Source organism: Thermomonas sp. (genome assembly GCF_041905325.1).
Taxonomy (GTDB): Bacteria; Pseudomonadota; Gammaproteobacteria; order Xanthomonadales; family Xanthomonadaceae; genus Thermomonas.
The window spans coordinates 218,283-242,912 of record NZ_JAYRLK010000002.1 but is presented as its reverse complement, the minus strand read 5'-3'; the positions used below and the strand labels follow the sequence as shown (position 1 = coordinate 242,912).

The window sequence follows — 24,630 nt, the reverse complement described above, 5'->3', positions numbered from 1 at the left end:
CTTCGGATGCCACCATGTCCCAGCCCAGCTTGCGCTCGCTCGAGCAACACGACGCTTTCATCGCCCGCCACATCGGCCCCAACGATGCCGAAATCGCCTCCATGCTGGGCGTGATTGGCCATGACAGCCTGGAAGCCTTCACCGACGCGATCGTGCCGGCGTCGATCAAATCCGCCGCCCCGCTGGCGCTGCCGGAATCGATGACCGAAGTCGACGCGCTGGCGAAGATCCGCGCCATCGCCGACAAGAACCAGGTGTTCCGCAGCTTCATCGGCCAGGGCTACTACGGCACCCACGTGCCCAACGTCATCCTGCGCAACATCCTCGAAAACCCGGCCTGGTACACCGCCTACACCCCTTACCAGGCGGAGATCTCGCAAGGCCGCATGGAAGCGCTGATCAACTTCCAGACCATGGTCGCCGACCTCACCGCCATGGACATCGCCAACGCCTCGCTGCTGGACGAAGCCACCGCCGCCGCCGAGGCGATGACGCTGGCGAAGCGTTCCGCGAAGTCGAAGTCCGACACCTTCCTGGTGATCGGCGACACCCACCCGCAGACCATCGCGGTGCTGCAGACCCGCGCCGAGCCGCTGGGCCTGAAGGTGAACGTGGTGCGCGGCACCGACGCGGTGCACGCCGCCATCGCCGAAGGCGACTACTTCGGCGTGCTGGCGCAGTACCCGGCGTCCAGCGGCTGGATCGCCGACTGGGAGAAGGACGCCGAGGCCATCCACGCGCACAACGCGCTGTTCGTGGTCGCCACCGACCTGCTCGCCCTGACCCTGCTGAAGGCACCTGGCGAGATGGGTGCCGACATCGTGATCGGCAACAGCCAGCGCTTCGGCGTGCCGTTCGGCTTCGGTGGCCCGCACGCCGCGTTCATGGCCTGCCGCGACGCCTTCAAGCGCAGCATGCCGGGCCGCCTGATCGGCGTGTCCATCGACGCCGACGGCAACCCCGCCTACCGCCTCACCCTGCAGACCCGCGAGCAGCACATCCGCCGCGAGAAGGCGACCTCCAACATCTGCACCGCGCAGGTGCTGCTGGCGGTGATGGCGGCGATGTATGCCGTTTACCACGGCCCGGACGGCCTCAAGCGCATCGCCCAGCGCGTGGCGCGCTACACCGCCATCCTCGCCGCCGGCCTGCGCCAGCTGGGCCACGCCACCGTGCATGCGACCGCGTTCGACACCCTGTGCATCGACGCCGGCGACCAGTCCGCCGCACTGCTCGAACGCGCCCGCGCACACCGCGCCAACCTGCGCGTGCGCCAGAACGGGTCGATCTGCATCTCGCTGGATGAAACCACCACCCGCGCCGACCTCGAACTGCTGTGGAACATCTTCGGCGAAGGCAAGCCGCTGCCGTCGATCGACGCGCTGGACGCCAGCGCGCCGTCGCTGATCCCGGCGGAACTGGCGCGCACCAGCGCGTTCATGACCCACCCGGTGTTCAACACCCACCACAGCGAGCACGAACTGCTGCGCTACCTGCGCACGCTGGCGGACAAGGACCTGGCGATGGATCGCACCATGATCCCGCTGGGCAGCTGCACCATGAAGCTCAACGCCACCGCCGAGATGATCCCGATCACCTGGCCGGAGTTCGGCAACATCCATCCGTTGGTGCCGGCCGAGCAGGCGCAGGGCTACAAGGAACTGATCGCCGGGCTGGAAGCGATGCTGGTGGAAGCCACCGGCTACGACGCGGTCAGCCTGCAGCCCAATTCCGGCGCGCAGGGCGAATACGCCGGCCTGCTGGCGATCCGCGCCTACCACGCCTCGCGCGGCGAGGGCCATCGCAACATCTGCCTGATCCCGGAATCGGCGCACGGCACCAACCCGGCATCCGCCAACATGTGCGGGATGAAGGTGGTGGTCACCAAGTGCGACGCCAACGGCAACGTCGACGTGGAAGACATCCGCGTGCAGGCCGAGAAGCATTCGGCCAACCTCGCCGCGCTGATGATCACCTACCCGTCCACCCACGGCGTGTTCGAGGAGGACGTGGTCCGCATCTGCGAGATCATCCACCAGCACGGCGGCCAGGTGTACACCGACGGCGCCAACATGAACGCGCTGGTCGGCCTAGCCAAGCCCGGCAAGTGGGGCTCGGACGTCTCGCACCTCAACCTGCACAAGACCTTCTGCATCCCGCACGGCGGCGGCGGCCCCGGCGTCGGCCCGTGCGCGGTGAAGTCGCACCTGGCGCCGTTCCTGCCGGGCGCGCTGCGTGCGGACGGCGTGCGCACCGCCGGCACCGGCAACGGCGCGATGGTCGCGGCAGCCAGCTTCGGCAGCGCCTCGATCCTGCCGATCAGCTGGATGTACATCGCGATGATGGGCCGCGACGGCCTGCGCAAGGCGACCCAGGTGGCGATGCTCAACGCCAACTACATCGCCAAGCGGCTGGCCCCGCATTACCCGACGCTCTATACCGGCCGCAACGGGCTGGTGGCGCACGAGTGCATCCTCGACCTGCGCCCGCTGGAGAAGCTCTCCGGCATCAGCGCCGAGGACGTGGCCAAGCGTCTGGTGGACTTCGGCTTCCACGCGCCGACGCTCAGCTTCCCGGTGGCGGGCACGCTGATGGTGGAGCCGACCGAGTCCGAATCGCAGCACGAACTGGACCGCTTCATCGACGCGATGATCCAGATCCGTGCCGAGATCCAGGACGTGATCGACGGCAAGCTGGACCGCGCCGACAACCCGCTGAAGCACGCCCCGCACACCGCCATGCGGGTCAGCGCCAGCGCGTGGACGCACGCCTACCCGCGCGAGCTGGCGGCGTTCCCGCTGCCCAGCCTCAAGCAGGTCAAGTACTGGCCGCCGGTGGCGCGCGTGGACAACGTCCACGGCGACAAGAACGTGATGTGCGCCTGCATCCCGGTGGACGCGTACAAGGACTGAGCCACTACGGTGGTGCCCTCGAAACGCAACAGGCCCCGCACCGCGGGGCCTGTTCGTTTCCGGCGATCGCGCGGGATCAGACGCCGCGCGATTTCAGCCACGCATCGATCTGCGGCAGCCGCTGCTGGCGCAGCTTCACCCGGGTCTGGATGCCGTTGACCACCCGCGCGGCATCGCGGCGCGAGGTCGGCGTGATGTACTTCTCCGCGAAGGCGTTGATCCTGTCCACCATCGCCAGCTCGGTGGACGCGCTGCCCAGTCCCGGGTAGTAACGCGCCAGCGAGGTACTGTCCACCAGCGTGTTGACCTTCTCGCGGTGCGCCACCGCGAAATCGAACGCCAGTTCCGGATGCTCCCGCGACACGCCGGAAATCATCGACGCGCCATTGGTGGCACCGGGCTCGTCGGTCAGTGCCATGTCCAGCGCACGCTGCGCCAGGGCCTTGTCCTTCGCCATTGCCAGCAGGCCGTAGTACTGGTCGCGCAGCATCGAGGACTTCTCCGCCCTGGCCAGCATGTGCAGGCGGTCCCAGGTGGCCGCATCGGCATTGCGTGCCACCATGCCCAGCACGCTGCGGCGCAGGTCCGGCGACAACGATGCCGGGTCCTGCAAGAAGGCATCGAAGCGGCGACGCGCTTCGGCCAGCACCCGCGCATCTCCCAGTTCGCCGAGGACGGCAATCAGGCTGGTGCGCAATTGCTTGGTGGACGACGTATCGCCAGCGCGGATGTCCCAGCCCAGTTGCGCGAACTTCGGTGCCAGCCGCGCGGTCACGAACGTGCGGATCGCCGCCTGCCGCTTGGCATCGCCCTTGTACAGGTCATCCAGCCCGCCGAGTGCACCGGCCACCATCTGCCACAACTCCGGCGCGGCATCCAGCGGCACCTGCATGGCCAGGTCCAGGCTGTCGGCCTCCGGCTGCATGCCGATGGCCGCCAGCGCACTGGTATCCATCATCACACCCATCTGGTCCACCACCGGCAAGCTTGCGAAGCTGGCCGTCAGCGTCTTGAACTGCGCCGGCGCATACAAGGTACGGAAATAACCCTTCTGGCCGGCGTTCACCAGCACCGGGCCGCCGCAGCCGGGCAAGCCGATCTCCGCCTTGCCATCCACCAGCACCGGCACCACATGGCCATCCACCGTCCGCAGCTTCACCGGCACCCGCCACCGCAGCGGCGTCTTGCCGGGGCGGTCCACGGTGTATTCGCCCTGCTCCAGCAGCAACCGGGTTTCGCCGGCAACGCAGGTGCTGGATGCGCGAATCAGCGGCACGCCGGGTTGCAGGGTGAAATCGTGCGCCACCTGCACGAATTGCTTGCCGGGCGCGGCCTTTTCGACCTCGGCCCACAGGTCGTCGGTCACCGCATTGCCATAGGCGTGGGCGGCGATGTAGCTGCGCACGCCGTTGCGCCACGCATCCTCGCCCACGTAGTCCTCCAGCATCGAGATCACCGCCGACCCCTTGCCGTAGGTGATGCCGTCGAACGCCTGGCTGGCCTGCTCCACCGTGGCCACGTGCTGCACGATGGGATGGGTGGTGGCGTAGGCGTCTCCGCCCATCGCGCCACGACTGGTGAAGGCGGCATCGACGCCACTGGTATCCCATTCGGGATGCAGCTTGCGGCTGGTGCGGCCTTCCATCCAGGTGGCGAAGCCTTCGTTCAACCACAGATCATCCCACCAGCGCATGGTGACCAGATCACCAAACCACTGGTGGGCGATCTCGTGCGCGGCGGTGGTGAACACGCGCTGCTGGTCGCCGACGTTGGAGGTGGCCGGGTCCAGCAGCAGCGAGGATTCGAAGGTGAAGATCGCGCCCCAGTTCTCCATCGCGCTGAAGAACTGGCTGCGCCCCGGCGCGGCGATGTTGTCCAGCTTCGGCAGCGGATAGCGCACGCCGAAATACGCGTTGTATTCGCGCAGCACGTCGCGGCTGGCCTCCAGCGCGAAGCGCGCCTGCTCGGCCTTGCCCTTCTGCGCGATCACGCCGATTTCCACGCCGTCGTCGGTCAGGGCGGCGCGCTCGAAATCGCCCACCCCGAGGAACAGCAGGTAGGTGGACATCTTCGGGGTTGGCTTGAACAGCGTCAGGGTGCGGCCATCGCCGAGGGCGCGGGTGCTGGCCACCGGCATGTTGCTGACCACGGTGTCCGCAGCCGGGGCGGTCACCGCCAGGCGGAAGGTGGCCTTGTGGCTGGGCTCGTCCCACGACGGGATGAAGCGCCGGGCGTCGGAGTTCTCGAACTGGGTGTAGATCGCGCGCTTCTTGCCGGACTCGGTGGGGTAATCCAGCGCGAAGATCCCGTTGGCCTGGGTGCCGATCTTGCCGCTGTAGTCGATCGACAGCAGGTAGCTGCCCACCGGCAGCGGCTGGTCGAACGTGAAAGTAGCGGTCTGGGCGTTGGCATCCACGCTGCTCTTGGGCACCAGGGCCTTGCCCTGCGCACGGCCCAGGCTGACGTTGCCGAAGGTCATGTCGACCGCATTCAGCGTGATCGACCGGGTCGGCGCCAGCACGTCGACGTTGATCCGCACCTTGCCGTCGAACGTCATCCGGTCGGCATGCGGCACCACCTCGACATCGTAGTGGGTCGGCCGCACGTCGCGCGGCAACTGGGTGGTGGGCTGGGCCGCATCCCCGCCACCGCAGGGAACGGGAACATCGGCGCACGAAGGTGCCGCCGATGCATGCAGCGAAACGCTGCCAAGGGCCAGAGCGATGGCGGTGACGAGAAGACGGCGCATGGGACATCCGGGAGATCGGGGAAGGCACCGATCATCCCGTTCCCACCGGCCGCTGCACACGGCCGGAAGTCATGCCAAGTCAAACCAGATGCAGCATGACCGAAATGTAATGACAGATGCTGCCTGCCAGCACGAACCCATGCCAAATCGCATGCGACCAGCGCAGCTGCGGGCGCATGTAGAACCAGGTGCCGCCGGTATAGGCCACGCCACCTGCCAGCAGCCACAGCAGCGAGGCCGTGCCCAGCGCATGCATCATGGGCTTGATTGCCAACACGATCAGCCAGCCCATGCCCACGTAGATCAAGGTGGACAAGCGCTTGAAGCGTCCGGTGTAGAACAGCTTGAACACCACCCCGGCCAGCGCCAGCGCCCAGATGGTGCCGAACAGCCACCAGCCGGTGGGACCGCGCAGCCCCACCAGGGTGAATGGCGTGTAAGTGCCGGCAATCAGCAGGTAGATCGCGCAGTGGTCGAACACCTTCAGCCGGCCTTTGAGCACCGGATGCGAGATCGCGTGGTACAGGGTGGAGGCGGTGTACAGCAGCAGCAGCGTCACCCCGAACACGATCGCCCCGGCCAATTGCCAGCCATCACCGAAGATGGCCGCCAGCGTGACCAGCACCGCGCCCGCAGCCAGTGCCGCCGCCGCACCCAGGCCATGGGTGAGCGCATTGGCGAATTCTTCGCGGGCCAGCCGCAGCTGGTGCAGGGAGAGCGGCGGTGGAAGCGTGATGGTGGCAGACTGCATCCGCGCAGCATACCACCACGTATGCGCCCGACCCGCAGGTCGGACGCAGCATGCGTGCCTCGGCTTTACGCGAACGGGTCTTTCAACACCATGGTGTGATCGCGGTCGGGGCCGGTGCTGACGATGCTGATGGGGCAACCGGCCAACTCTTCCAGCGCTCGCAGGTAGGCGCGCGCCGCAACCGGCAGCTTGTCCCATTCGGTAACGCCGTGCGTGTTCTCGCTCCAGCCCGGGAATTCCAGATAGACCGGTGTGCATTCATCCCAGCCCTGCGCATCCAGCGGCGCGTATTCGCTGCGCTTGCCGTGGTACTCGTAGGCGATGCAGACCTTCAGCTTCTCCATGCCGTCCAGCACGTCGAGCTTGGTGATGCACAGGCCGGAAATGCCGTTGATCGCCACCGCGCGCTTGAGCGCCACGATGTCCATCCAGCCACAGCGGCGCGGACGGCCGGTGGATGCGCCGTATTCGGCGCCGCGGTCGCGGATGCCCTGACCCACTTCATCGTCCAGTTCGGTCGGGAACGGGCCGCCGCCGACGCGCGTCGCGTACGCCTTGGCGATGCCCAGCACGTAGTCGATCGCGTCCGCGCCCACGCCGGCGCCGGCCAGCGCGCCGCCGGTGGTGGTGTTGGAGCTGGTGACGTAGGGATAAGTGCCGTGGTCGATGTCGAGCAGCGCGCCCTGCGCGCCCTCGAACAGCACCCGCTTGCCCTGCTTGCGCAGCTCGTGGCAGATGCCGGCCACGTCGGACTTCATCGGCTCGACGTATTCGCCGAACGCCAGCGCCTCGGCATACACGGTGTCGAAATCCACCGGCTCCACGCCCAGGTACTGGGTCAGCACGAAGTTGTGGTAATCGAGCGCGGCGCGCAGCTTCTCGGCCAGCTGCTCGGGGTAGTGCAGGTCGGCGATGCGGATGCCGCGGCGCGCCACCTTGTCCTCGTAGGCCGGGCCGATGCCGCGGCCGGTGGTGCCGATGGCCTTGCCGCCGGCGGCCTTCTCGCGCGCCTGGTCCAGCGCAATGTGGTACGGCATGATCAGCGGCGCGGCCGGGCTGATCTTCAGGCGCGAACGCACCTCCACGCCCGCCGCCTCCAGCTCCTCGATCTCCTTGCACAACGCGGCCGGCGAGATCACCACGCCGTTGCCGATCAGGCACAGCGCGTCGTCACGCAGGATGCCGGACGGGATCAGGTGCAGCACCGTCTTCTTGCCATTGATGACCAGGGTGTGGCCGGCGTTGTGCCCCCCCTGGAAGCGCACCACCGCACCGATGTCCTCGGTGAGCAGATCGACGATCTTGCCCTTGCCCTCGTCGCCCCACTGGGCGCCCAACACCACGACCGACTGGCCCATGGCCATACTCCTGAGTTTCTGGCGGCCATCGGGGCCGCTGGATGGGTATGCCGGCACACATGCCGCCGTATGCCAACCGCCATCGGGGCGGCCGGCGGCAACACCTGCACCAGACACGGAAAAAGCCGAGGCGAACCCCGGCTTTCGTGCATTCTACCCGCTTCCAACCCTGGCCGCGACTGCGCCCTGTTACAGCGGTACGGCGTGCAACGCCACCTGCTCGCCGGTGGTGCCGAAGCGGCCCTTCTCGTCACGCACCACCTGCGCCGACGCGCAGCCGGCATCGTGGGTGAAGAACAGCCGCACCTCGCGCGCCAGCATGTCCTGCAGAAACGCGGATTTCTCGTCGATCAGGGTTTCCGCACAGCGGTCGTAACCCATCGTGATCGGCACGTGCACCCACGGCCGCCCGGGAATCAGATCGGCGCAGAACACCACTCCCCCATGCGCCCGCCCGTCCACCCGGCGCGGACCGAGGATTTCCGCCAGCAGCAGGCCGGGGGTGTGGCCCTCGCTGTGGTGGAAGCGCACGGCATCGCCCAGCGCTTGCGAATGCGCGCCGTCCACCAGCTCCAACCGCCCACTGGCCTGCAACAGTGCCGGCAGTTCGGGGATGAAGCTGGCGCGGTCGCGCGGATGCGGGTGCAGCGCACGCTGCCAATGGGCTTGACCGACGATGAAGGTGGCATTGGGGAACAGCAGCGACGGCGCGCGGCCTTCGGCCCACGGCGCCAGCAGGCCGCCGGCATGGTCGAAGTGCAGATGCGAGAGCACCACCACGTCGATGTCTTCATGGCTGAAACCGGCCTGGGCCAACGATTCCAGCAGCACATGGTGGTCCTCCACCACGCCGTAGCGTTCCCGCAACTGCGGTGGGAAGAAGGTGCCGATGCCGGCATCGAACAGGACCGTCTTGCCGGCCACCGGCGAGGCCAGCAGGGCGCGGCAGGCCAAGTCGATGCGGTTGTGCGCATCCACCTGCACCCAGCGCTCCCACAATGCGCGCGGGGCATTGCCGAACATCGCGCCGCCATCGAGTTTTTGCGTGTTGCCGCTGATCGACCAGAGTTTCATGCCGGCCAGTCTACCGCCGCGTGATTCACGGCAGGGTGATGACTTCCGCCTTGCCGACTTCGTTGCGTGGGTCGGTGCCGCCCAGCAGGCGGTTGCCGCGCCGGTCCCATTCCACCGTCTGCAAATTGCCCCAGACATGGCTGGAACCACGTCCGCCTTCGGCGCGTGCCGGCGGCAGGTCGATGGCATGGCCCATTGCCTGCAACGCCTTGGCGGCATCGGCGGAAATGGCGTCCTGCTCGGCATCGATCACGTCGGGCAACCACTGGTGGTGGTAGCGCGGCAATGCCGCCACTTGCTGCGCATCCAACCCGTCGTCATAGCCGAGAATGCCCAGCAGGACCATGGTGATGATGCGGCTGCCACCGGGCGTGCCCAGCACCGCGACCTTGTCCTTCGATTCCATGAAGGTGGGCGTCATCGAACTGAGCATGCGCTTGCCCGGCTTGGGCGCGTTGGCCTCATAGCCCATCACGCCGAAGGCATTGGGGGTGCCGGGCTTGAGCGCGAAATCATCCATCTCGTCGTTCAGCAGCACGCCGGTCCCGGGCGGGACCAGGCCGGAGCCAAACAACAGGTTCACCGTCTGGGTGGCCGCCACGCGGTTGCCGTCGGCATCGATGATCGAAAAATGCGTGGTTTCCTCGTCTTCCAGCGGCGTCGGTGCCCCCGAGAGCAGGGTACTGGGGGTGGCCTTGTCGGGGTTGATGGAGGCGCGCAGGCCGGCGGCGTAGTCGGCGCTGGTCAACAATGCCTGCGGCACCTGCACGAAATCCGGGTCACCGAGGTAGAACGTGCGGTCACGGTAGGCGCGGCGCATCGCCTCCACCACCAGGTGCACGCGCCGGGCTTCCGGCAGCGCCCGCAAATCATAGGGCGCGAGGATTTGCAGCATCTGGGCCAGCGCGATCCCGCCCGAGGAGGACGGCGGCGCGGTGGTGATGTCCCAGCCGTGGTAGCGGAAGCGGAGCGGGTCGCGCTCCTTCACCCGGTAACCGGCCAACTCTTCCAACCGCCACTGCCCGCCCTGCGCATTGACGCCGGCCACCAGCCTGCGCGCCACCGGGCCGCGATAAAACCCGTCGAAGCCCTGCCGGGCCAGCAATTCCAGGGTGTTGGCAAGATCCGGCTGGCGGAAGGTCTGGCCCACCTGCATCGGTTTGCCGGCGGGCGAAAACACCGCGCGCGTGCCCGGGTAGCGATCCATCACCGCGCGCCGCTCCAGATAGCCATCGGCCATCCGCGCATACACGGGGAACCCGTTGCGGGCGATGCGGATGGCCGGCGCCAGCGATTGCGCCAACGGCAACTTGCCGTATTGGCCGGCAACGTGCACCAGCATCGCCGGCAAACCGGGAATGCCGGCCGACCACGGGCCGTTCTGTGCGCGGTCGCTGTCCAGGTTGCCGTGCGCATCGAGGAACTTCGCCGGCGTAGCCGCCGCCGGCGATGTTTCGCGGCCATCCACGAACACATCGCGGCCGGACCTGGCGTCATGCAGCAACCAGAAACCGCCACCACCCAGGCCCGAGCTGATCGGCTCCACCACCGACAACGCGGCGGACACCGCCACCGCCGCGTCGAAGGCATTGCCGCCTTCGCGCAGGATTTCGATGCCAGCCTCGGTGGCCAGCGCATGGCCGGACGCCACCGCCGCGCCGGGTGGACGCGCCGGGGTTGCCGGTGCTTGTGCTGCTGCCGACACCGACAGCAGCAAGGTGCCCAGAACAATCGCGAGGCGCGTCATGGCATCCCCTCAGGGTGGCGGGCCGCACAGGTGCGGCCCGGCGCGTGCGGATCAGGGCGCGATGGCCGCCTTCAGGATCGCCACCAGCTTGCCGGCGGCATCACCGGACGGCGGCAAGCCGCGCGGATCGACCGCGGAGACGTAAGCGCCGTTGCCGGCCTTGGTGACCCGCACCAGGAACTTGGTGTCCAGATAGTCGACATCGTAGGTTCCCAGGATATCGGCCTTGTTGGCGATGCGGACGCCAGCGGTGGCGCCCAGCACTTCGCCAACCTTGGTAAAGACCGCATCGCGCTCGCCGGCGGCGGCAAACCCGGTGGCGGCGACGGCCCCGGTGGCGGCTGCCGCAGTGCCGCTGTTGGCAACGGCCGGCAGGGTCATGGCCTTGTCGACCGACGGGCGGTCCAGCTCCGGCGGCACTTCCAGCGGTCGCAGCTCCGCGCTCTGGGTGTACAGCTCGTTCTTCTTCTTGAACCAGTGGCATCCAGTCACGCTGCTCACCAGCAACACGGCGGCAAGAGGGGCGGCGACCTTGGACACGCGGAAAGTGCGATACATCTGGTTCTCCTGTCAGGCCGCGAGGTTGCGGCTGCGTTGTTCGAGTTGGCGGATGGCCGCATGCAGGCGACGGGCCTGCTCGGCATGTGCCGATGATAGCGGCTGCAGCGGCAGGCGCAGGCCATGGCCGATGCCATCGAGTTCCAGCAGGGCTTTCACCGGGATCGGATTCGGTTCCACCCCGAGGAAGTGATAGAGCGCGTCCAATTCCGCATCCAGCGCCTGCGCGCCGGCGGCATCACCGCTGCGGGCCAGGTCGCAAAGGCGACGGAAACTGGCCGGGACCACGTTGGAAGCCACCGACACCACGCCATCGGCACCGGCCAGCATCGCCCGCGATGCGGTTGGATCATCGCCGCTGAACACCGCGAAATCCTCGCGCCGCAGCGGCAACAGCGCCTGCATGCGCTCGTCCTCGGCGCGCGCCTCCTTGATCCCGATGATGTTGGGATGCAACGACAGCTCGCCGGTGGTCTCCGGGATCATGTCGCAGCCGGTGCGCCCGGGGACGTTGTAGAGCAGCACCGGCAACCCGCCCTCGTCGGCCACTGCGCGGTAATGCGCCAACAGCCCTGCCTGGGTGGGCCGCACGTAGGGCGGCGTCACCACCAGCGCGGCGTCGGCCCCCAGCGCGGCCGCGCGCCGGGTGCAGAGGATGGTCTTGGCGGTATTGGACTGGCCGGTCCCGGCCAGCACCGGTATCCGGCCGCCGCAGGCGTCCACCGCGATGCGCAGCAGGCGGTCGTATTCATCGTCGAACAAGGCCGCGGCCTCGCCGGTGGAACCGGCCACCACGACGGCCTGGGTACCGGCCTCCAGTTGCGCCTGCAGCAGGCGCCCCCAGGCCGGAAAATCGATGTCGCCGGACGCCGTGAACGGCGTGGCCAGCGCGGTGATGCTGCCGGAAAGTCGCAAGGGAAAATGCTCGGGAAGGGGGACGCGGGGAAAAGGTGCGCAATGGCGCGCCTGCGATCTTACTTGCGGCTGGAAAGCGCCGGCAAGTATGCTGGAAGGCATGCCGCCATGCCGCGCGGCACCCCATCGCTTCGGACCACCGCATTGAGCAAGACCGCCGCCCGGCCCTCCACCAACGAAAACCACCTGCTGATCACCGCGTACACCACGCATCCGCAGTCGCCGCTGCTGGCGGTCACCCGCCGCATCACCGATTCCGGCTGCAACCTGGTGGACACGCGGCTGGCCACGGTGGGGCGCGACGTGTCGGTGACGGCGCTCGTCACCGGCTCCTGGGACGCGGTGGCCAAGCTCGAAACCATGCTTGCCAAGCTGGAGCGCGAAGAAGGCCTGAAGCTGGTGTGGTACCGCACCGGCCCGAAGCCGCTGCAATCCAACCTGCTGCCCTACATCGTCGAGGTGGTCGCCGCCGACAAGCCGGGCATCCTGTTCCAGCTCGCCGATTTCTTCGACCAGCAGGGCATCACCATCGAAAGCCTGCACTGCTCGCGCTACCGGGCGATGCAGACCGGGGCCGACATGTTCTCGGCGCAGCTCACCATCGGCGTGCCGGCCGACATGCACATCGCCGTGCTGCGCGACGACTTCCTGGAATTCTGCGACCACCTGAACCTTGACGCGATCATGGATCCCATGAAGTATTGAGGCCGATGATCGAACCCGGCGACCGTATCCCCGACCTGCCGCTCGCGCTTTCCAGCGACACGTCCGTCACGCTCGGCGACTATGCCGGCCACTGGCTGGTGTTGTATTTCTACCCGAAGGATTCCACCCCCGGCTGCACCACCGAGGGGCGCGATTTCAACGCCCTGCTGCCGGCGTTCAAGCGCGCCGGTGCCACCGTGCTGGGGGTTTCGAAAGACTCGCTGAAGTCGCACCGGAACTTCTGCGCCAAGCAAGGTTTCCAGTTCGACCTGGCCAGCGATGCCGACGGCGCGCTGTGCGATGCCTTCGGCGTGATCCAGCCGAAGAAACTCTACGGCCGCGAATTCCTCGGCATCGTCCGCAGCACCTACCTGATCGACCCGACGGGCGTGGTTCGCCAGCAATGGCAACCCGTGAAAGTGGCCGGCCACGCCCAGGCCGTGCTGGACGCACTCAAGGCACACCAAGCCCAGTGACCACCCGCATTCAACATCCTTCCCACTGCCCCGCCCTGCGGGTCGCGGTGGCCCGCTGCTGTTCGACCCAAAGGATTTCCCCATGACGCATGGCAAGCGCATCTACGTCCTCGACACCAACGTGCTGATGCACGACCCCACCGCGCTGTTCAAGTTCGAAGAACACGACGTCTACCTGCCGATGCAGGTAATGGAAGAGCTGGACAACGGCAAGAAGGGCACCAGCGAAGCCAGCCGCAATGCGCGCCAGGTCAGCCGCTTCCTCAATGAATTGATCGAGGCCCATGGCAGCACCGACATCAGCCAGGGCATCCGCCTGCAACGCCCGCAGGGCCTGCAACTGCGCGGCGCCGACAGCGTCGGCCTGCTGCGCTTCCAGACCCGTGATTTCGATGCCGGCAAGCGCTTCGGCATGGTCATCCCGGACAACAACATCCTCGGCGCGATCCTGGTCCTGAAGGAATCGGATCCCGGCGCGCCGGTGGTGTTCGTGTCGAAGGACATCAACCTGCGGATCAAGGCCTCGATTGCCGGCATCGACAGCGAAGATTACGAAAACGACCGCGCGCTGGACGATTTCAACCTGCTCTACACCGGTGCCACGCCGCTGCCCGAGGATTTCTGGCAACGCCATGGCAAGGACCTCAAATCGTGGACCGACAAGGGCCGCACCTATTACGAAATCGCCAGCCTCGACGGCGAGGACTGGCACCCCAACCAGTTCGCCTTCCTGCCCGGCGACGAACAATCCGAACTGAAGGTCGTCCGAATCGAGGCCGGCAAGGTGGTGCTGCAGATCGTCGATGATTTCCGCCACAACCAGCATTCGGTGTGGGGCATCACCGCACGCAACCGCGAACAGAACTTCGCACTCAACGCATTGATGGACCCGGAGGTCGACTTCGTCACCCTGCTGGGCACCGCCGGCACCGGCAAGACGTTGCTGGCGCTGGCCGCCGGCCTGGCGCAAACGATGGACCAGCAGCGCTACCGCGAGATCATCATGACCCGCGCCACCGTCAGCGTGGGCGAGGACATCGGCTTCCTGCCCGGCACCGAAGAGGAAAAGATGACGCCGTGGATGGGCGCGCTGACCGACAACCTGGAAGTGCTGACCCACAACCAGGAAGGCGGCAGCTGGGGCCGCGCGGCCACCAATGATTTGCTGGCCAGCCGGATCAAGATCCGCTCGATGAACTTCATGCGCGGGCGCACCTTCCTGTCGCGCTACCTGATCCTCGACGAGGCGCAGAACCTCACGCCCAAGCAGATGAAGACGCTGATCACCCGCGCCGGCCCCGGCACCAAGATCGTCTGCCTCGGCAACGTGCAGCAGATCGACACGCCCTACCTCACCGAGACCACCTCCGGCCTGACCTACGCGGTGGACCGCTTCAAGCACTGGGCGCACAGCGCGCACGTGATCCTGCGGCGCGGCGAGCGGTCGCGGCTGGCGGACTACGCCTCCGAGGTGCTGTAGCCGGCCTCCCGCGCTGCGTCCACGTGGCGCAGCGCGGCGGCGAGATCGCCGAAATAGACCGGCGGCCCGTCGCGGCGCACGATCTCCGCGCGCACCAGCTTGCGCAGCACGCGCAGGTTGGCGCCGCTCAGCAGCACTTCCACGCCGCGGCGACGCAGGTTCTCGATGGTCGATTCCAGCCGCTTGAGGCCGGTGGCGTCCACCAGCGGCACCCGCTCCAGGCGCAGCAGCACCCAGCGCGGCGGCTCCCGCGACCACGACAACGCGCGCTCCAGCGAGTCCACCGAGCCGAAAAAGAACGGCCCCTCGATGGCATAGACCAGCGCCCCCTTCGGCAGCGCCTCCAGCCCGGCCTCGGCCAGTTCGTGGCGCAGGCTGGCCTGTCCGTGCTCCACCACCGATACCGAAGCGCTCATCCGGCGCAGGAACTGGAACATCGCCAGGATCACGCCGATGTTCACCGCCACCACCAGGTCGGTGACGATGGTCAGGACGAAGGTGATCAGCAGGATCGCCACGTCCGCGCGCGGCGCCTGCCGCACCATCCGCAGGAAGCGGCGCGCCTCGCTCATGTTCCATGCCACCAGGAACAGGATCGCGGCCAGCGCGGCCAACGGCACCTTGCCGGCATAGGGCGCCAGCACCAGCAGGATCAGCAGCAGGGTGACCCCGTGCACCACGCCGGCCAGCGGCGAGGTGCCGCCGTTGCGGATGTTGGTGGCGGTGCGGGCAATCGCCCCGGTGGCGGCGATGCCGCCGAACAGCGGCGACAGGATGTTGGCCACGCCCTGCCCGATCAGCTCCTGGTTGGAATCGTGGCGGGTGCCGGCCATTCCGTCGGCCACCACCGCCGACAGCAGCGACTCGATCGCGCCGAGCATGGCGATGGTGAATGCCGACGGCAGCAACTCCACCAGCCGGTCGAAACCCGCCACGGGCAATTGCAGCGCCGGCAACGCGCGCGGGATGGCCCCGAAGGTGGATTCGATGGTGGCAACGCCCCGCAGGTCGAAGGCCATCACCACGGCGGTGGCCACGAGCATCGCCAGCAGCGGGCCCGGCACGCGCGCCAGCCCCGGAATGCGCGAACCCCAGACCGCCAGCGCAAGGCTGAGCAGGGCCAGCAGGGAAGTCGCCGGATGCAGGTGGTTGAAGGACTGCAGCAGATGCCAGGTCTTCAGGTAGAACGGCCCGTCGCCGGGCGCCGGCAGGCCGAAGAAGTACTGCCACTGGCCCACCCAGATGATCACCGCGATGCCGGCGGTGAAGCCCACGATCACCGGGTCGGGAATGAAGCGGATCACCGCACCCAGCCGCGCCAGCCCCATCGCCACCAGGATCACCCCTGCCATCAGCGTGGCCAACAGCAGGCCGCTGACGCCGAACTGCGCCACCACCCCGGCCAGGATCACGATGAAGGCACCGGTCGGGCCGGCGATCTGTATCCGCGAGCCACCGAACAGCGACACCGCGATGCCGGCGATGATCGCCGTGTACAGCCCCTGCTCCGGCTTGACCCCGGAGGCGATGGCGAACGCCATCGCCAGCGGCAGCGCCACCACCCCGACGATCACCCCGGCGGTGATGTTGGGCAACCAGTGCTCGCGCCGGAACAGCCCCGCGCGCGCGGCTTCGACCAGCGCGATCATGCTTCCTCCTCCGCCTTGAGCCGCACGCCGCGTCCGCCGCCACTGCTGGCGGCGCGCTCGCCGATCAGCTCCACCCCCGCCGCATCCAGCGCAGCCACCACCTTGACCAGCGAATCGACCACGCCGCGCACATGTCCATGGCTGAGTTCCATGCGCTGGATCGTGGGCAGGGACAGGCCGGCCTTTTGCGCCAGCGTTTTCTGGTCGATGCCAAGCAGGGCGCGCGCGGCGCGCATCTGGGCCGAAGTGATCACGGGAGCTCCGTTCGGAATGATCCGATAAAAAACAGCATAATTAATGTTCAAAACATCAACATGGCCGTATTTTACCGCCATCCTGCAGGCGGATCCGCCATCCCCATCACGAAAAAACCCCGCCGCTGCCGCCGGGTGGCGACATGGACGGGGTCATCGAGGGAAGGCCGCCGTGCAAGCGGCGGCCGGGGTTCGCAACCGGCTCGACGGGCCTCAGGCCCGCGCGAACACCAGCGCGGCGTTGGTGCCGCCGAAGCCGAAGCTGTTGGACATCACCACATCCAACTTGGCGTCACGGCTCTCGCGCACGATCGGGAAGCCCTCCGCGCCGGGATCGAGGTTGTCGATGTTGGCCGAGCCGGCGATGAAGCCGTCGCGCAGCATCAGCAGGCTGTAGATCGCCTCGTGCACGCTGGCCGCGCCCAACGAATGGCCGGACAACGCCTTGGTGGAGGAGATCGGCGGCGTCGCATCGCCGAACACCTCGCGCACCGCGTTCAGTTCGACGATGTCGCCCAGCGGCGTGGAGGTGCCGTGGGTATTGAGGTAGTCGACCGGGCGATTCACGCCTTCCAGCGCCATGCGCATGCAGCGCACCGCGCCCTCGCCGCTCGGTGCCACCATGTCGGCACCGTCGGAGGTCACGCCGTAACCGACCAGTTCCGCGTGGATATGCGCGCCACGCGCCACTGCGTGGTCCCAGTCTTCCAGCACCAGCATGCCGCCGCCACTGCCGATGACGAAGCCGTCGCGGCCGGCGTCGTACGGCCGCGAGGCCTTCTCCGGCGCGTCGTTGCGGCCGGACGACAGCGCGCCCATCGCGTCGAACATCACCGTCATCGTCCAGTCCAGGTCCTCGCCGCCGCCGGCGAACACGATGTCCTGCGCGCCGTGGCGGATCAGGTCGGCACCGGCGCCGATGCAGTGCGCGGAGGTCGCGCAGGCGGCACTGATGGAGTAGCTCAGGCCCTTGATCTTGAACGCGGTGGCGAGGTTGGCCGACACCGTGGAGCACATCGTGCGCGGCACCATGTAGGGGCCGACCTTGCGCACGCCACGGTCGCGCAGGATGTCGGCGGTCTCCACCTGCCAGCGGCTGGAACCGCCGCCGGAACCGGCGATCAGGCCGGTGCGCGAGTCGCTGATCTGCGCCTCGGACAGGCCGGCGTCGGCGATCGCATCGCGCATGGAGACGTAGCTGTAAGCCGCGGCATCGCTCATGAAGCGCTTGAGCTTGCGGTCGATGACGGCGTCGAGGTCAAGGTCCACCGCGCCGCCGATCTGGCTGCGCAGGCCGCGCTCGACCGAGTCGGGCAGCGTGCGGATGCCGGAGCGGCCCTCGCGCAACGCGCGCGAGACGCTGTCCAGGTCGTTGCCGAGGCAGGACGCGATGCCCATGCCGGTGATGGCGATGCGGCGCATGTCAGGTGCCCTCCACGGTATTGAACAGACCCACGCGCAAATCCTTGGCGGTGTAGATCTCCTGCCCGTCCACCAGCGTGCGGGCGTCGGCCTGGGCCATCACCAGCTTGCGGTTGATGACGCGGGTGACGTCGATTTCATAGGTCACCACCTTGGCGGTGGGCAGCACCTGGCCGGTGAACTTCACCTCGCCGCAGCCCAGCGCGCGGCCGCGGCCGGGCGCGCCCAGCCAGGTCAGGTAGAAGCCGACCAGCTGCCACATCGCATCCAGGCCCAGGCAGCCGGGCATCACCGGGTCGCCCAGGAAGTGGCACTGGAAAAACCACAGGTCCGGACGGATGTCGAGTTCGGCGCGGACGAAGCCCTTGCCGTGGCTGCCGCCGTTGTCGCTGATCTCGACGATGCGGTCGAACATCAGCATCGGGTCGGCCGGCAAGCGCGCGGTACTGTTGGGGAACAGCTCGCCGCGGGCGCTGGCGAGCAACTGCTCGCGGGTGAACGATGACGCGCGGGTCATGGAATGGCCCAAGGGGAAATGCGCGAGTGTACCTGCAGGCCGGCGACATACCTAGACGTATTGCCGGCGCGGAGACTCTTCATCGGATCGCCCGGGTAAAACAATTTTGAAATCGTGTGCAGCGCGGGAAATCGGCCTGAAAGCATATTAAGCTCGAACCCGGCTCCCCACCCGGTACCTCCCACGTGTCGCACGCCACGCCCGCCTCGCTGCTGACCATCTTCGGCGCCACCGGCGACCTCGCCCGCCGCATGCTGCTGCCCTCGCTGTACAGCCTGCAGGCCGAAAAACTGCTGCCGGACGGCATGCGCATCCTCGGCACCGCGCGCAGCGAGCTGGACCGCGACGCCTTCGTGCAGATGGTGGCCGACAGCATCCACCAGCGCATCCCCGCGGGCGAACGCGACGACGCCGCGCTGCGCGGCCTGCTGGAGCGGGTGGATTTTTTTTCGGCCAGTGCTGACAACGTTGTCAGCATGCGTCAGTTGAGCGAGAAGATCGCCGACCTGCGCAGCGGCGACGTGCTCTACCACATGAGCACCGCACCGAAATTCTACGGCCCCGCCTGCCAGGCGCTGGCCAGCCACGGCGCGGCCGGCCCCGGCACCCGGGTGATGCTGGAAAAACCCATCGGCAAGGATCTGGCCAGCGCGATCGCGATCAACGACGCGGTGGCCGCCGCCTTCGACGAGGAGCGCATCTTCCGCACCGACCACTACCTCGGCAAGGAAGGCGTGCAGAACCTGATCGCGTTGCGCTTCGGCAATTCGCTGTTCGAGCCGCTGTGGAGCGCGCGCCACATCGAGCAGGTGCAGATCACGGTCGGCGAAACCGTGGGCGTGGAGGGGCGCGGCGACTACTACGACGACTCCGGCGCGCTGCGCGACATGTTGCAGAACCACCTGCTGCAACTGCTGTGCCTGGTGGCGATGGAACCGCCGGCGCGATTCGACCCCACCGCGGTGCGCAACGAGAAGATCAAGGTGCTGCGCTCGCTGCGGCCGATCGACCACGTCAATGTCGCCACCGAATCGGTGATCGGCCAGTACACCGCCGGTGCCAGCGAAGGCAAGGTGGTGCCGGGCTACGCCGAGGAACTGGGCCGCGCCAGTCGCACCGAAACCTTCGTCGCCCTGCGCGCGCACGTGGACAACTGGCGCTGGTCGGGGGTGCCGTTCTACCTGCGCACCGGCAAGCGCCTGCCCTCGCGCAGCACCGAGATCTACATCCAGTTCCGCAAGGTGCCGTATTCCATCTTCGGCGGCCCGGCCGCCACCGACATGCAGCCCAACGGGTTGTTGATCCGCCTGCAGCCGGAAGAGCGCATCGAACTGGACCTGATGAGCAAGACCCCGGGGCTGGACCGTGCCGGCCTGCGTCTGTCACAGGTGGCGCTGGATCTGGATATGCACGAGGAATTCGCCAGCGCGCGCAAGCGCATCGCCTACGAACGCCTGTATCTGGATGCCATCGAAGGCAACGGCACCCTGTTCGTGCGCCGCGACGAAACCGAGGCCGCGTGGCAATGGGTGGATGCGATTGCCGACGGCTGGCGCAACACCGGCATGGTGCCGAAGCCGTATCCGGCCGGCACCTGGGGGCCCAGCGCCACGGTGTCGCTGGTGGACCGGCTGGGCCACGGCTGGCGCGAGTAAGGAAGGCGGCACGATGGGCTGGATCGAACACGATTATCCCGACGCGCAGACGCTGGTCGCCCGCGTCTCCGCCACGCTGGAAGCCACCTGCCGGCAGGCGCTGGCCGCCCGCAGCCACGCCGTGCTGGCATTGGCCGGTGGCCGCACGCCGCTGCCGGTCTACGCGCACCTGGCGAATGCCGGGCTCGCTGGCCGCATCCTCGCGCTGCCCACCGACGAACGCTGCGTGCCGCATGACCACCCGGCCTGCAACCTGCGCAACCTGCGGGAGGCGTTTGACAGCGCGGCTCTTGCTCTTGTCCGTCATTCCCGCGTAGGCGGGAATCCAGCTTCTGATCTTTCGAGGCAACAGCAAGAGCTGGATTCCCGCCTTCGCGGGAATGACGATCAGAGTCCCTACGGGAACGATGGCGCTCTTTCGCGACACGCAGACACCGGTATCGACGTCCACCCACTCACCACCGCCGAGGGCGATGTCGACGCCTCGCTCGCACTGGCGCGCACCTGGCTGGCTGCACATCCGCAGCCGTTCGATGCGGTGTTGCTGGGCATGGGCGCGGACGGCCACTTCGCGTCGCTGTTCCCGGGCGCGGCCAACCTCGCCGAAGGACTGGCGCCGGACAGCGGCGCCGATGCCATCGCCACCCTTCCCGATCCACTGCCGCCGGAAGCCCCGTTCCCGCGCATCAGCCTGACCCTGCCGCGCCTGCTGCACGCAGGCGACGTGCACCTGGTGGTCGGCGGGCAGGACAAGCGCGCGGTGCTGCGGCGCGCGCAGCAGGATCCGCATGCCCCCTTCCCGGTCGCCGCGCTGCTGCATGCCGCGCAGGCTCACCCCATCCACATCCACTGGAGCCCCTGATGCCCAACGTCGCGCTGCATCCCGTCGTCGAACGCGTCACCGCCCGCATCGTGCTGCGCAGCCAGGCCACGCGCAGCGCCTATCTGGCGCGCATGGACGCGGCGCAGCAGGCCGGCCCCTACCGCTACAAACTGTCCTGCGGCAACCAGGCGCACGGCTTCGCCGCCGCCGGTGACGACAAGCCGGCGCTGCGCTGGGGCAAGGGCGGCAACATCGGCATCGTGACCGCCTACAACGACATGCTCAGCGCGCACCAGCCGATGGAGCAGTACCCCACGCTGATCCGCATGGCCGCGCGCAATGCCGGCGGCAGTGCGCAGGTGGCCGGCGGGGTGCCGGCGATGTGCGACGGCATCACCCAGGGCCGTGCCGGCATGGAGCTGTCGCTGTTCTCGCGCGACGTCATCGCCATGGCCACCGCGGTATCGCTGTCGCACGACAGTTTCGATGCGGTGCTGTGCCTGGGCGTGTGCGACAAGATCGTGCCGGGCCTGCTGATCGGCGCGCTCAGCTTCGGCCACCTGCCGGTGATCTTCGTGCCGGCCGGGCCGATGGGGTCCGGCATTCCCAACCCGGAGAAGGCCAAAGTGCGGCAGCGCCATGCGCTGGGCCAGGCCACGCAGGACGAGCTGATGGATGCGGAAGCGGCGTCCTACCACGCCCCCGGCACCTGCACCTTCTACGGCACCGCCAATTCCAACCAGATGCTGATGGAAGTGATGGGCCTGCACCTGCCCGGCACCGCCTTCGTGCCGCCGAACACGCCGCTGCGCAGCGCGCTGACCGTGGCCGCCGCCGAACAGGTGCTGCGCAATACCGCATTGGGTGATCGCTACCGTCCACTGGCGCAGACCGTCGACGAGAAAGCCATCGTCAACGCGATGGTGGGCCTGGCCGCCACCGGCGGTTCCACCAACCATGCCCTGCACCTGGTGGCGATCGCGCGCGCCGCCGGCGTGATCATCGACTGGAACGACCTCGATGACCTGTCGAAGGCCACCCCGCTGCTGGCGCGCGTGTACCCCAACGGCTCGGCCGACGTGAACCATTTCGAAGCCGCCGGCGGCATCGGCTTCGTGATCCGTGAACTGCTGGATGCCGGCCTGCTGCACGAGGACATCGCCTGCGTGCACGGCGGCAGCCTGCGCCAGCAGGCGCAGCAACCGTATCTGGACGACCTGCAACTGCGCTGGTGCGACCCGCCCACCACCTCGCGCAACACCGACATCGTGCGCCCGGTCGCCGCGCCGTTCGACGACGAAGGCGGGCTGCGCTGCCTGAGCGGCAACCTGGGCCGCGCGGTGGTGAAGATCTCCGCGGTGGCCCCGCAGTTTCGCCGCCACCAAGCGCCGGCACGGATCTTCGCGTCGCAGGACGCGCTGCTGGCCGCGTTCAAGGCCGGCTCGCTGGAGGGGGATTTCATCGCCGTGGTGCGCGGCCAGGGCCCGCGCGCCAACGGCATGCCGGAGCTGCACAAACTCACTCCCACGCTGGCGGCCTTGCAGGACCGTGGCCAGCGCGTGGCGCTGCTCACCGACGGCCGCATGTCCGGCGCGTCCGGCAAGGTGCTGGCCGCCATCCACGTGACCCCGGAGGCGGCCGACGGCGGTGCGCTGGCGAAGCTGTGCGAAGGCGACATCGTGCGCATCGACGCCGAAGCCGGCAGCATGGACGTGCTGGTGGACGCCGCCGAATGGCAGGCGCGCGAGGCAGTGCTGCCGGACCTGGCCGGCAACCGGCACGGCATGGGGCGCGAGCTGTTCGGGTTGCTGCGCGGCAGTGTCGGCTCCGCCGAGCACGGTGCCTGCGCACTGTTCGGGAACGACGCATGAGCCACGACACCCTGGCCCTGGTGGGTGACATCGGCGGCACCAATGCGCGCTTCGCACTGGTCGACCTGGCCGCACCGACGCTTGAACTGCGCGAGTCGAAATCGCTGGCCAATGCCGATTTCGCCAGCCTCCAGCACGCCATCGAACACTATCTCGCCACCGTGTCCGCGCGCCCCGCGCGCGCCGCGCTGGCGGTGGCCTGCCCGGTGGGCAGCGATGAAATCCGCCTGACCAATCGCGCCTGGGCGTTTTCCCGCAGCGAGCTGCAAGCCACGCTGGGGCTGGCGCAATTGCGCATGCTCAACGATTTCGGCGCGGTGGCGTGGGCGGTTCCCGCGCTGGGCGATGCCGACATCGTGACGTTGCACGGCGCCTTGCAGACACCGCTGCGCGGGCCGGTCAGCGTGCTGGGCCCCGGCACCGGGCTGGGCGTGGCGCTGCTGGTGGGCGCGGCGGACAGCGGCTGGCAGGTGGTGGAAACCGAAGGCGGCCACATCGGCTTCTCGCCGGTGGGCGATGAAGAGCAGGCCATCGCTGCGTGGATGACCGCACGCCACGGCCGCACCTCCACCGAACGCCTGCTGTGCGGCAAGGGCTTGTCGGAAATCGATGCGGTGCTGCGCGGCGAGGATGCCCTGCACACCCCGCACCTGCGTGACCCGGCCGACATCGTGCAGTTGGCGCTGGACGGCCATGACCACACCGCGCGCCGCACGCTGGCCCGCTTCTGCGCCGCACTGGGCAGCGTGGCAGGCGACTGCGCGCTGATCCAAGGCGCACGCAACGTGGTCATCGCCGGCGGCATCATCCCGCGCTTCCTGCCGTTCCTGCGCAGCAGCGCGTTCCGCGAACGCTTCCTCGCCAAGGGCCGGATGGCGGCATTGCTGGAAGCGGTGCCCATCCACGTCATCACCCACCCGCACCCCGGCCTGCTGGGGGCCGCCTGCGCATTGCGCGCCACGGAGCGTTGAAGATGTTCGAGACCCACCGCCACAACCACCTGGTCGATGCCGTGTTCGCCCGCGCGCCGGTGGTGCCGGTCATCACCATCGAACGCATCGAGGACGCACTGCCGCTGTGCCGCGCACTCGCCGACAACGGCCTGCCGGTGCTGGAAGTGACCCTGCGCACCGCCTGCGCGCTGGAGGCCATCGCCCTGCTGGCGCGCGAACTGCCGCAGGCCTGCGTGGGTGCCGGCACCGTGCTGAACGCCACTGACCTGCGCATGGTCGCAGCGGCCGGCGCACGGTTTGCCATCTCGCCCGGCTGCACCGATGCGCTGTATGAAGCCGCGAAGGCGTGCGCAACGCCGCTGATCCCCGGAATAGCGACGGCCTCCGAGCTGATGCGCGGGCTGGAACATGGCTGGCAGCGCTTCAAGTTCTTCCCCGCCGAAGCCAGCGGCGGCGTGGCCGCCCTCAAGGGCTTCGCCGGCCCGCTGCCGATGGCACGCTTCTGCCCCACCGGCGGCATCGACCTCGTGAAGGCACCAGCCTATCTGGCCCTGCCCAACGTCGCCTGCGTGGGTGGCTCGTGGATGCTGCCCAATGACGCCATCAAGGCCGGCGATTGGGAACGCATCGGCCAGCTTGCGCGCGAAGCGGCGGCACTGAAGCGCTGACCGACGGGCCGCGCACAATCCACGCCACAGGCCACACCGATACCGCGCTGCATCGCGATGCCCGAAAAAGAAAACCCCCGCCATCACTGGCGG

At 68.1% G+C, this 24,630-nt stretch carries 20 protein-coding genes; 9 read left to right on the top strand and 11 right to left on the bottom strand.

The genetic code is table 11. The features are described from left to right. The first annotated feature begins 14 nt into the window (after positions 1-14). A complete protein-coding gene (gene gcvP / locus ACE3OK_RS03365; protein WP_374248123.1) occupies positions 15-2,912 on the top strand; it encodes an aminomethyl-transferring glycine dehydrogenase in 2,898 nt (965 codons plus the stop codon). Between the two features lie 76 nt (positions 2,913-2,988). Here the strand turns inward: gcvP and ACE3OK_RS03360 are convergent, their stop codons facing one another. The 7 genes from ACE3OK_RS03360 to dapA form a co-directional block, all read right to left on the bottom strand. Next, entirely contained in the window at positions 2,989-5,661 is a 2,673-nt protein-coding gene (locus ACE3OK_RS03360) for a M1 family metallopeptidase (protein WP_374248122.1), read from the bottom strand. A 79-nt stretch (positions 5,662-5,740) separates the two neighbouring features. Next, positions 5,741-6,412 (bottom strand): hemolysin III family protein, encoded by a 672-nt coding sequence (locus tag ACE3OK_RS03355; protein ID WP_374248121.1) that lies wholly within the window; start codon positions 6,410-6,412, stop codon positions 5,741-5,743. A 65-nt stretch (positions 6,413-6,477) separates the two neighbouring features. Continuing rightward, entirely contained in the window at positions 6,478-7,770 is a 1,293-nt protein-coding gene (locus ACE3OK_RS03350) for an adenylosuccinate synthase (protein WP_374248120.1), read from the bottom strand. A 189-nt stretch (positions 7,771-7,959) separates the two neighbouring features. Continuing rightward, positions 7,960-8,844: an MBL fold metallo-hydrolase gene (locus tag ACE3OK_RS03345; RefSeq protein ID WP_374248118.1), complete on the bottom strand. Its 885-nt coding sequence runs from the start codon at positions 8,842-8,844 to the stop codon at positions 7,960-7,962. A gap of 25 nt (positions 8,845-8,869) precedes the next feature. Beyond that, positions 8,870-10,591, bottom strand: coding sequence for a gamma-glutamyltransferase (ggt, locus tag ACE3OK_RS03340; RefSeq protein WP_374248117.1), 1,722 nt, complete (start codon positions 10,589-10,591; stop codon positions 8,870-8,872). Positions 10,592-10,642: 51 nt separating this feature from the next. Continuing rightward, on the bottom strand, positions 10,643-11,149 hold the full coding sequence (locus ACE3OK_RS03335) for a hypothetical protein (RefSeq protein WP_374248116.1): 507 nt from the start codon (positions 11,147-11,149) through the stop codon (positions 10,643-10,645). A 12-nt stretch (positions 11,150-11,161) separates the two neighbouring features. Continuing rightward, positions 11,162-12,064 carry a 4-hydroxy-tetrahydrodipicolinate synthase gene (gene dapA / locus ACE3OK_RS03330; RefSeq protein ID WP_374248115.1) on the bottom strand — a complete coding sequence of 301 codons (903 nt, stop codon included), beginning with the start codon at positions 12,062-12,064 and terminating at the stop codon, positions 11,162-11,164. A 108-nt stretch (positions 12,065-12,172) separates the two neighbouring features. Between dapA and ACE3OK_RS03325 the strand changes: the two genes are divergently transcribed. The 3 genes from ACE3OK_RS03325 (at position 12,173) to ACE3OK_RS03315 (ending at position 14,725) form a co-directional block, all read left to right on the top strand. Beyond that, positions 12,173-12,769 (top strand): glycine cleavage system protein R, encoded by a 597-nt coding sequence (locus ACE3OK_RS03325; RefSeq protein ID WP_374248114.1) that lies wholly within the window; start codon positions 12,173-12,175, stop codon positions 12,767-12,769. A gap of 5 nt (positions 12,770-12,774) precedes the next feature. Then, positions 12,775-13,245 (top strand): peroxiredoxin, encoded by a 471-nt coding sequence (locus ACE3OK_RS03320; RefSeq protein ID WP_374248113.1) that lies wholly within the window; start codon positions 12,775-12,777, stop codon positions 13,243-13,245. A gap of 82 nt (positions 13,246-13,327) precedes the next feature. Beyond that, a complete protein-coding gene (locus ACE3OK_RS03315; protein ID WP_374248112.1) occupies positions 13,328-14,725 on the top strand; it encodes a PhoH family protein in 1,398 nt (465 codons plus the stop codon). Here ACE3OK_RS03315 and ACE3OK_RS03310 read toward each other — a convergent pair. From ACE3OK_RS03310 to fabA, 4 genes are all read right to left on the bottom strand, one after another. Continuing rightward, positions 14,704-16,374, bottom strand: coding sequence for a SulP family inorganic anion transporter (locus ACE3OK_RS03310; RefSeq protein ID WP_374248111.1), 1,671 nt, complete (start codon positions 16,372-16,374; stop codon positions 14,704-14,706). The two genes, ACE3OK_RS03315 and ACE3OK_RS03310, sit on opposite strands and share 22 nt — an antisense overlap. Further along, a complete protein-coding gene (locus ACE3OK_RS03305; protein ID WP_374248110.1) occupies positions 16,371-16,628 on the bottom strand; it encodes a helix-turn-helix domain-containing protein in 258 nt (85 codons plus the stop codon). Before ACE3OK_RS03305 ends, ACE3OK_RS03310 begins: the two co-directional genes overlap by 4 nt. A 213-nt stretch (positions 16,629-16,841) precedes the next feature. Further along, positions 16,842-18,050 (bottom strand): beta-ketoacyl-ACP synthase I, encoded by a 1,209-nt coding sequence (gene fabB / locus ACE3OK_RS03300; RefSeq protein ID WP_374248109.1) that lies wholly within the window; start codon positions 18,048-18,050, stop codon positions 16,842-16,844. Position 18,051: 1 nt separating this feature from the next. Then, positions 18,052-18,567, bottom strand: coding sequence for a 3-hydroxyacyl-[acyl-carrier-protein] dehydratase FabA (gene fabA, locus ACE3OK_RS03295; RefSeq protein ID WP_374248108.1), 516 nt, complete (start codon positions 18,565-18,567; stop codon positions 18,052-18,054). A 185-nt stretch (positions 18,568-18,752) separates the two neighbouring features. Between fabA and zwf the strand changes: the two genes are divergently transcribed. From zwf to ACE3OK_RS03270, 5 genes are read left to right on the top strand one after another with little or no spacing between them, the layout of a single operon-like run. Beyond that, entirely contained in the window at positions 18,753-20,222 is a 1,470-nt protein-coding gene (gene zwf, locus ACE3OK_RS03290) for a glucose-6-phosphate dehydrogenase (RefSeq protein ID WP_374248107.1), read from the top strand. Positions 20,223-20,235: 13 nt separating this feature from the next. After that, a complete protein-coding gene (locus ACE3OK_RS03285) occupies positions 20,236-21,084 on the top strand; it encodes a 6-phosphogluconolactonase (protein ID WP_374248106.1) in 849 nt (282 codons plus the stop codon). After that, positions 21,084-22,916: a phosphogluconate dehydratase gene (gene edd, locus ACE3OK_RS03280; RefSeq protein ID WP_374248105.1), complete on the top strand. Its 1,833-nt coding sequence runs from the start codon at positions 21,084-21,086 to the stop codon at positions 22,914-22,916. Before ACE3OK_RS03285 ends, edd begins: the two co-directional genes overlap by 1 nt. Continuing rightward, entirely contained in the window at positions 22,913-23,887 is a 975-nt protein-coding gene (glk, locus tag ACE3OK_RS03275) for a glucokinase (RefSeq protein ID WP_374248104.1), read from the top strand. The genes edd and glk overlap by 4 nt, the downstream gene beginning before the upstream one ends. A 2-nt stretch (positions 23,888-23,889) precedes the next feature. Continuing rightward, positions 23,890-24,537, top strand: coding sequence for a bifunctional 4-hydroxy-2-oxoglutarate aldolase/2-dehydro-3-deoxy-phosphogluconate aldolase (locus ACE3OK_RS03270; RefSeq protein WP_374248103.1), 648 nt, complete (start codon positions 23,890-23,892; stop codon positions 24,535-24,537). The last annotated feature ends 93 nt before the right edge of the window (positions 24,538-24,630 follow it).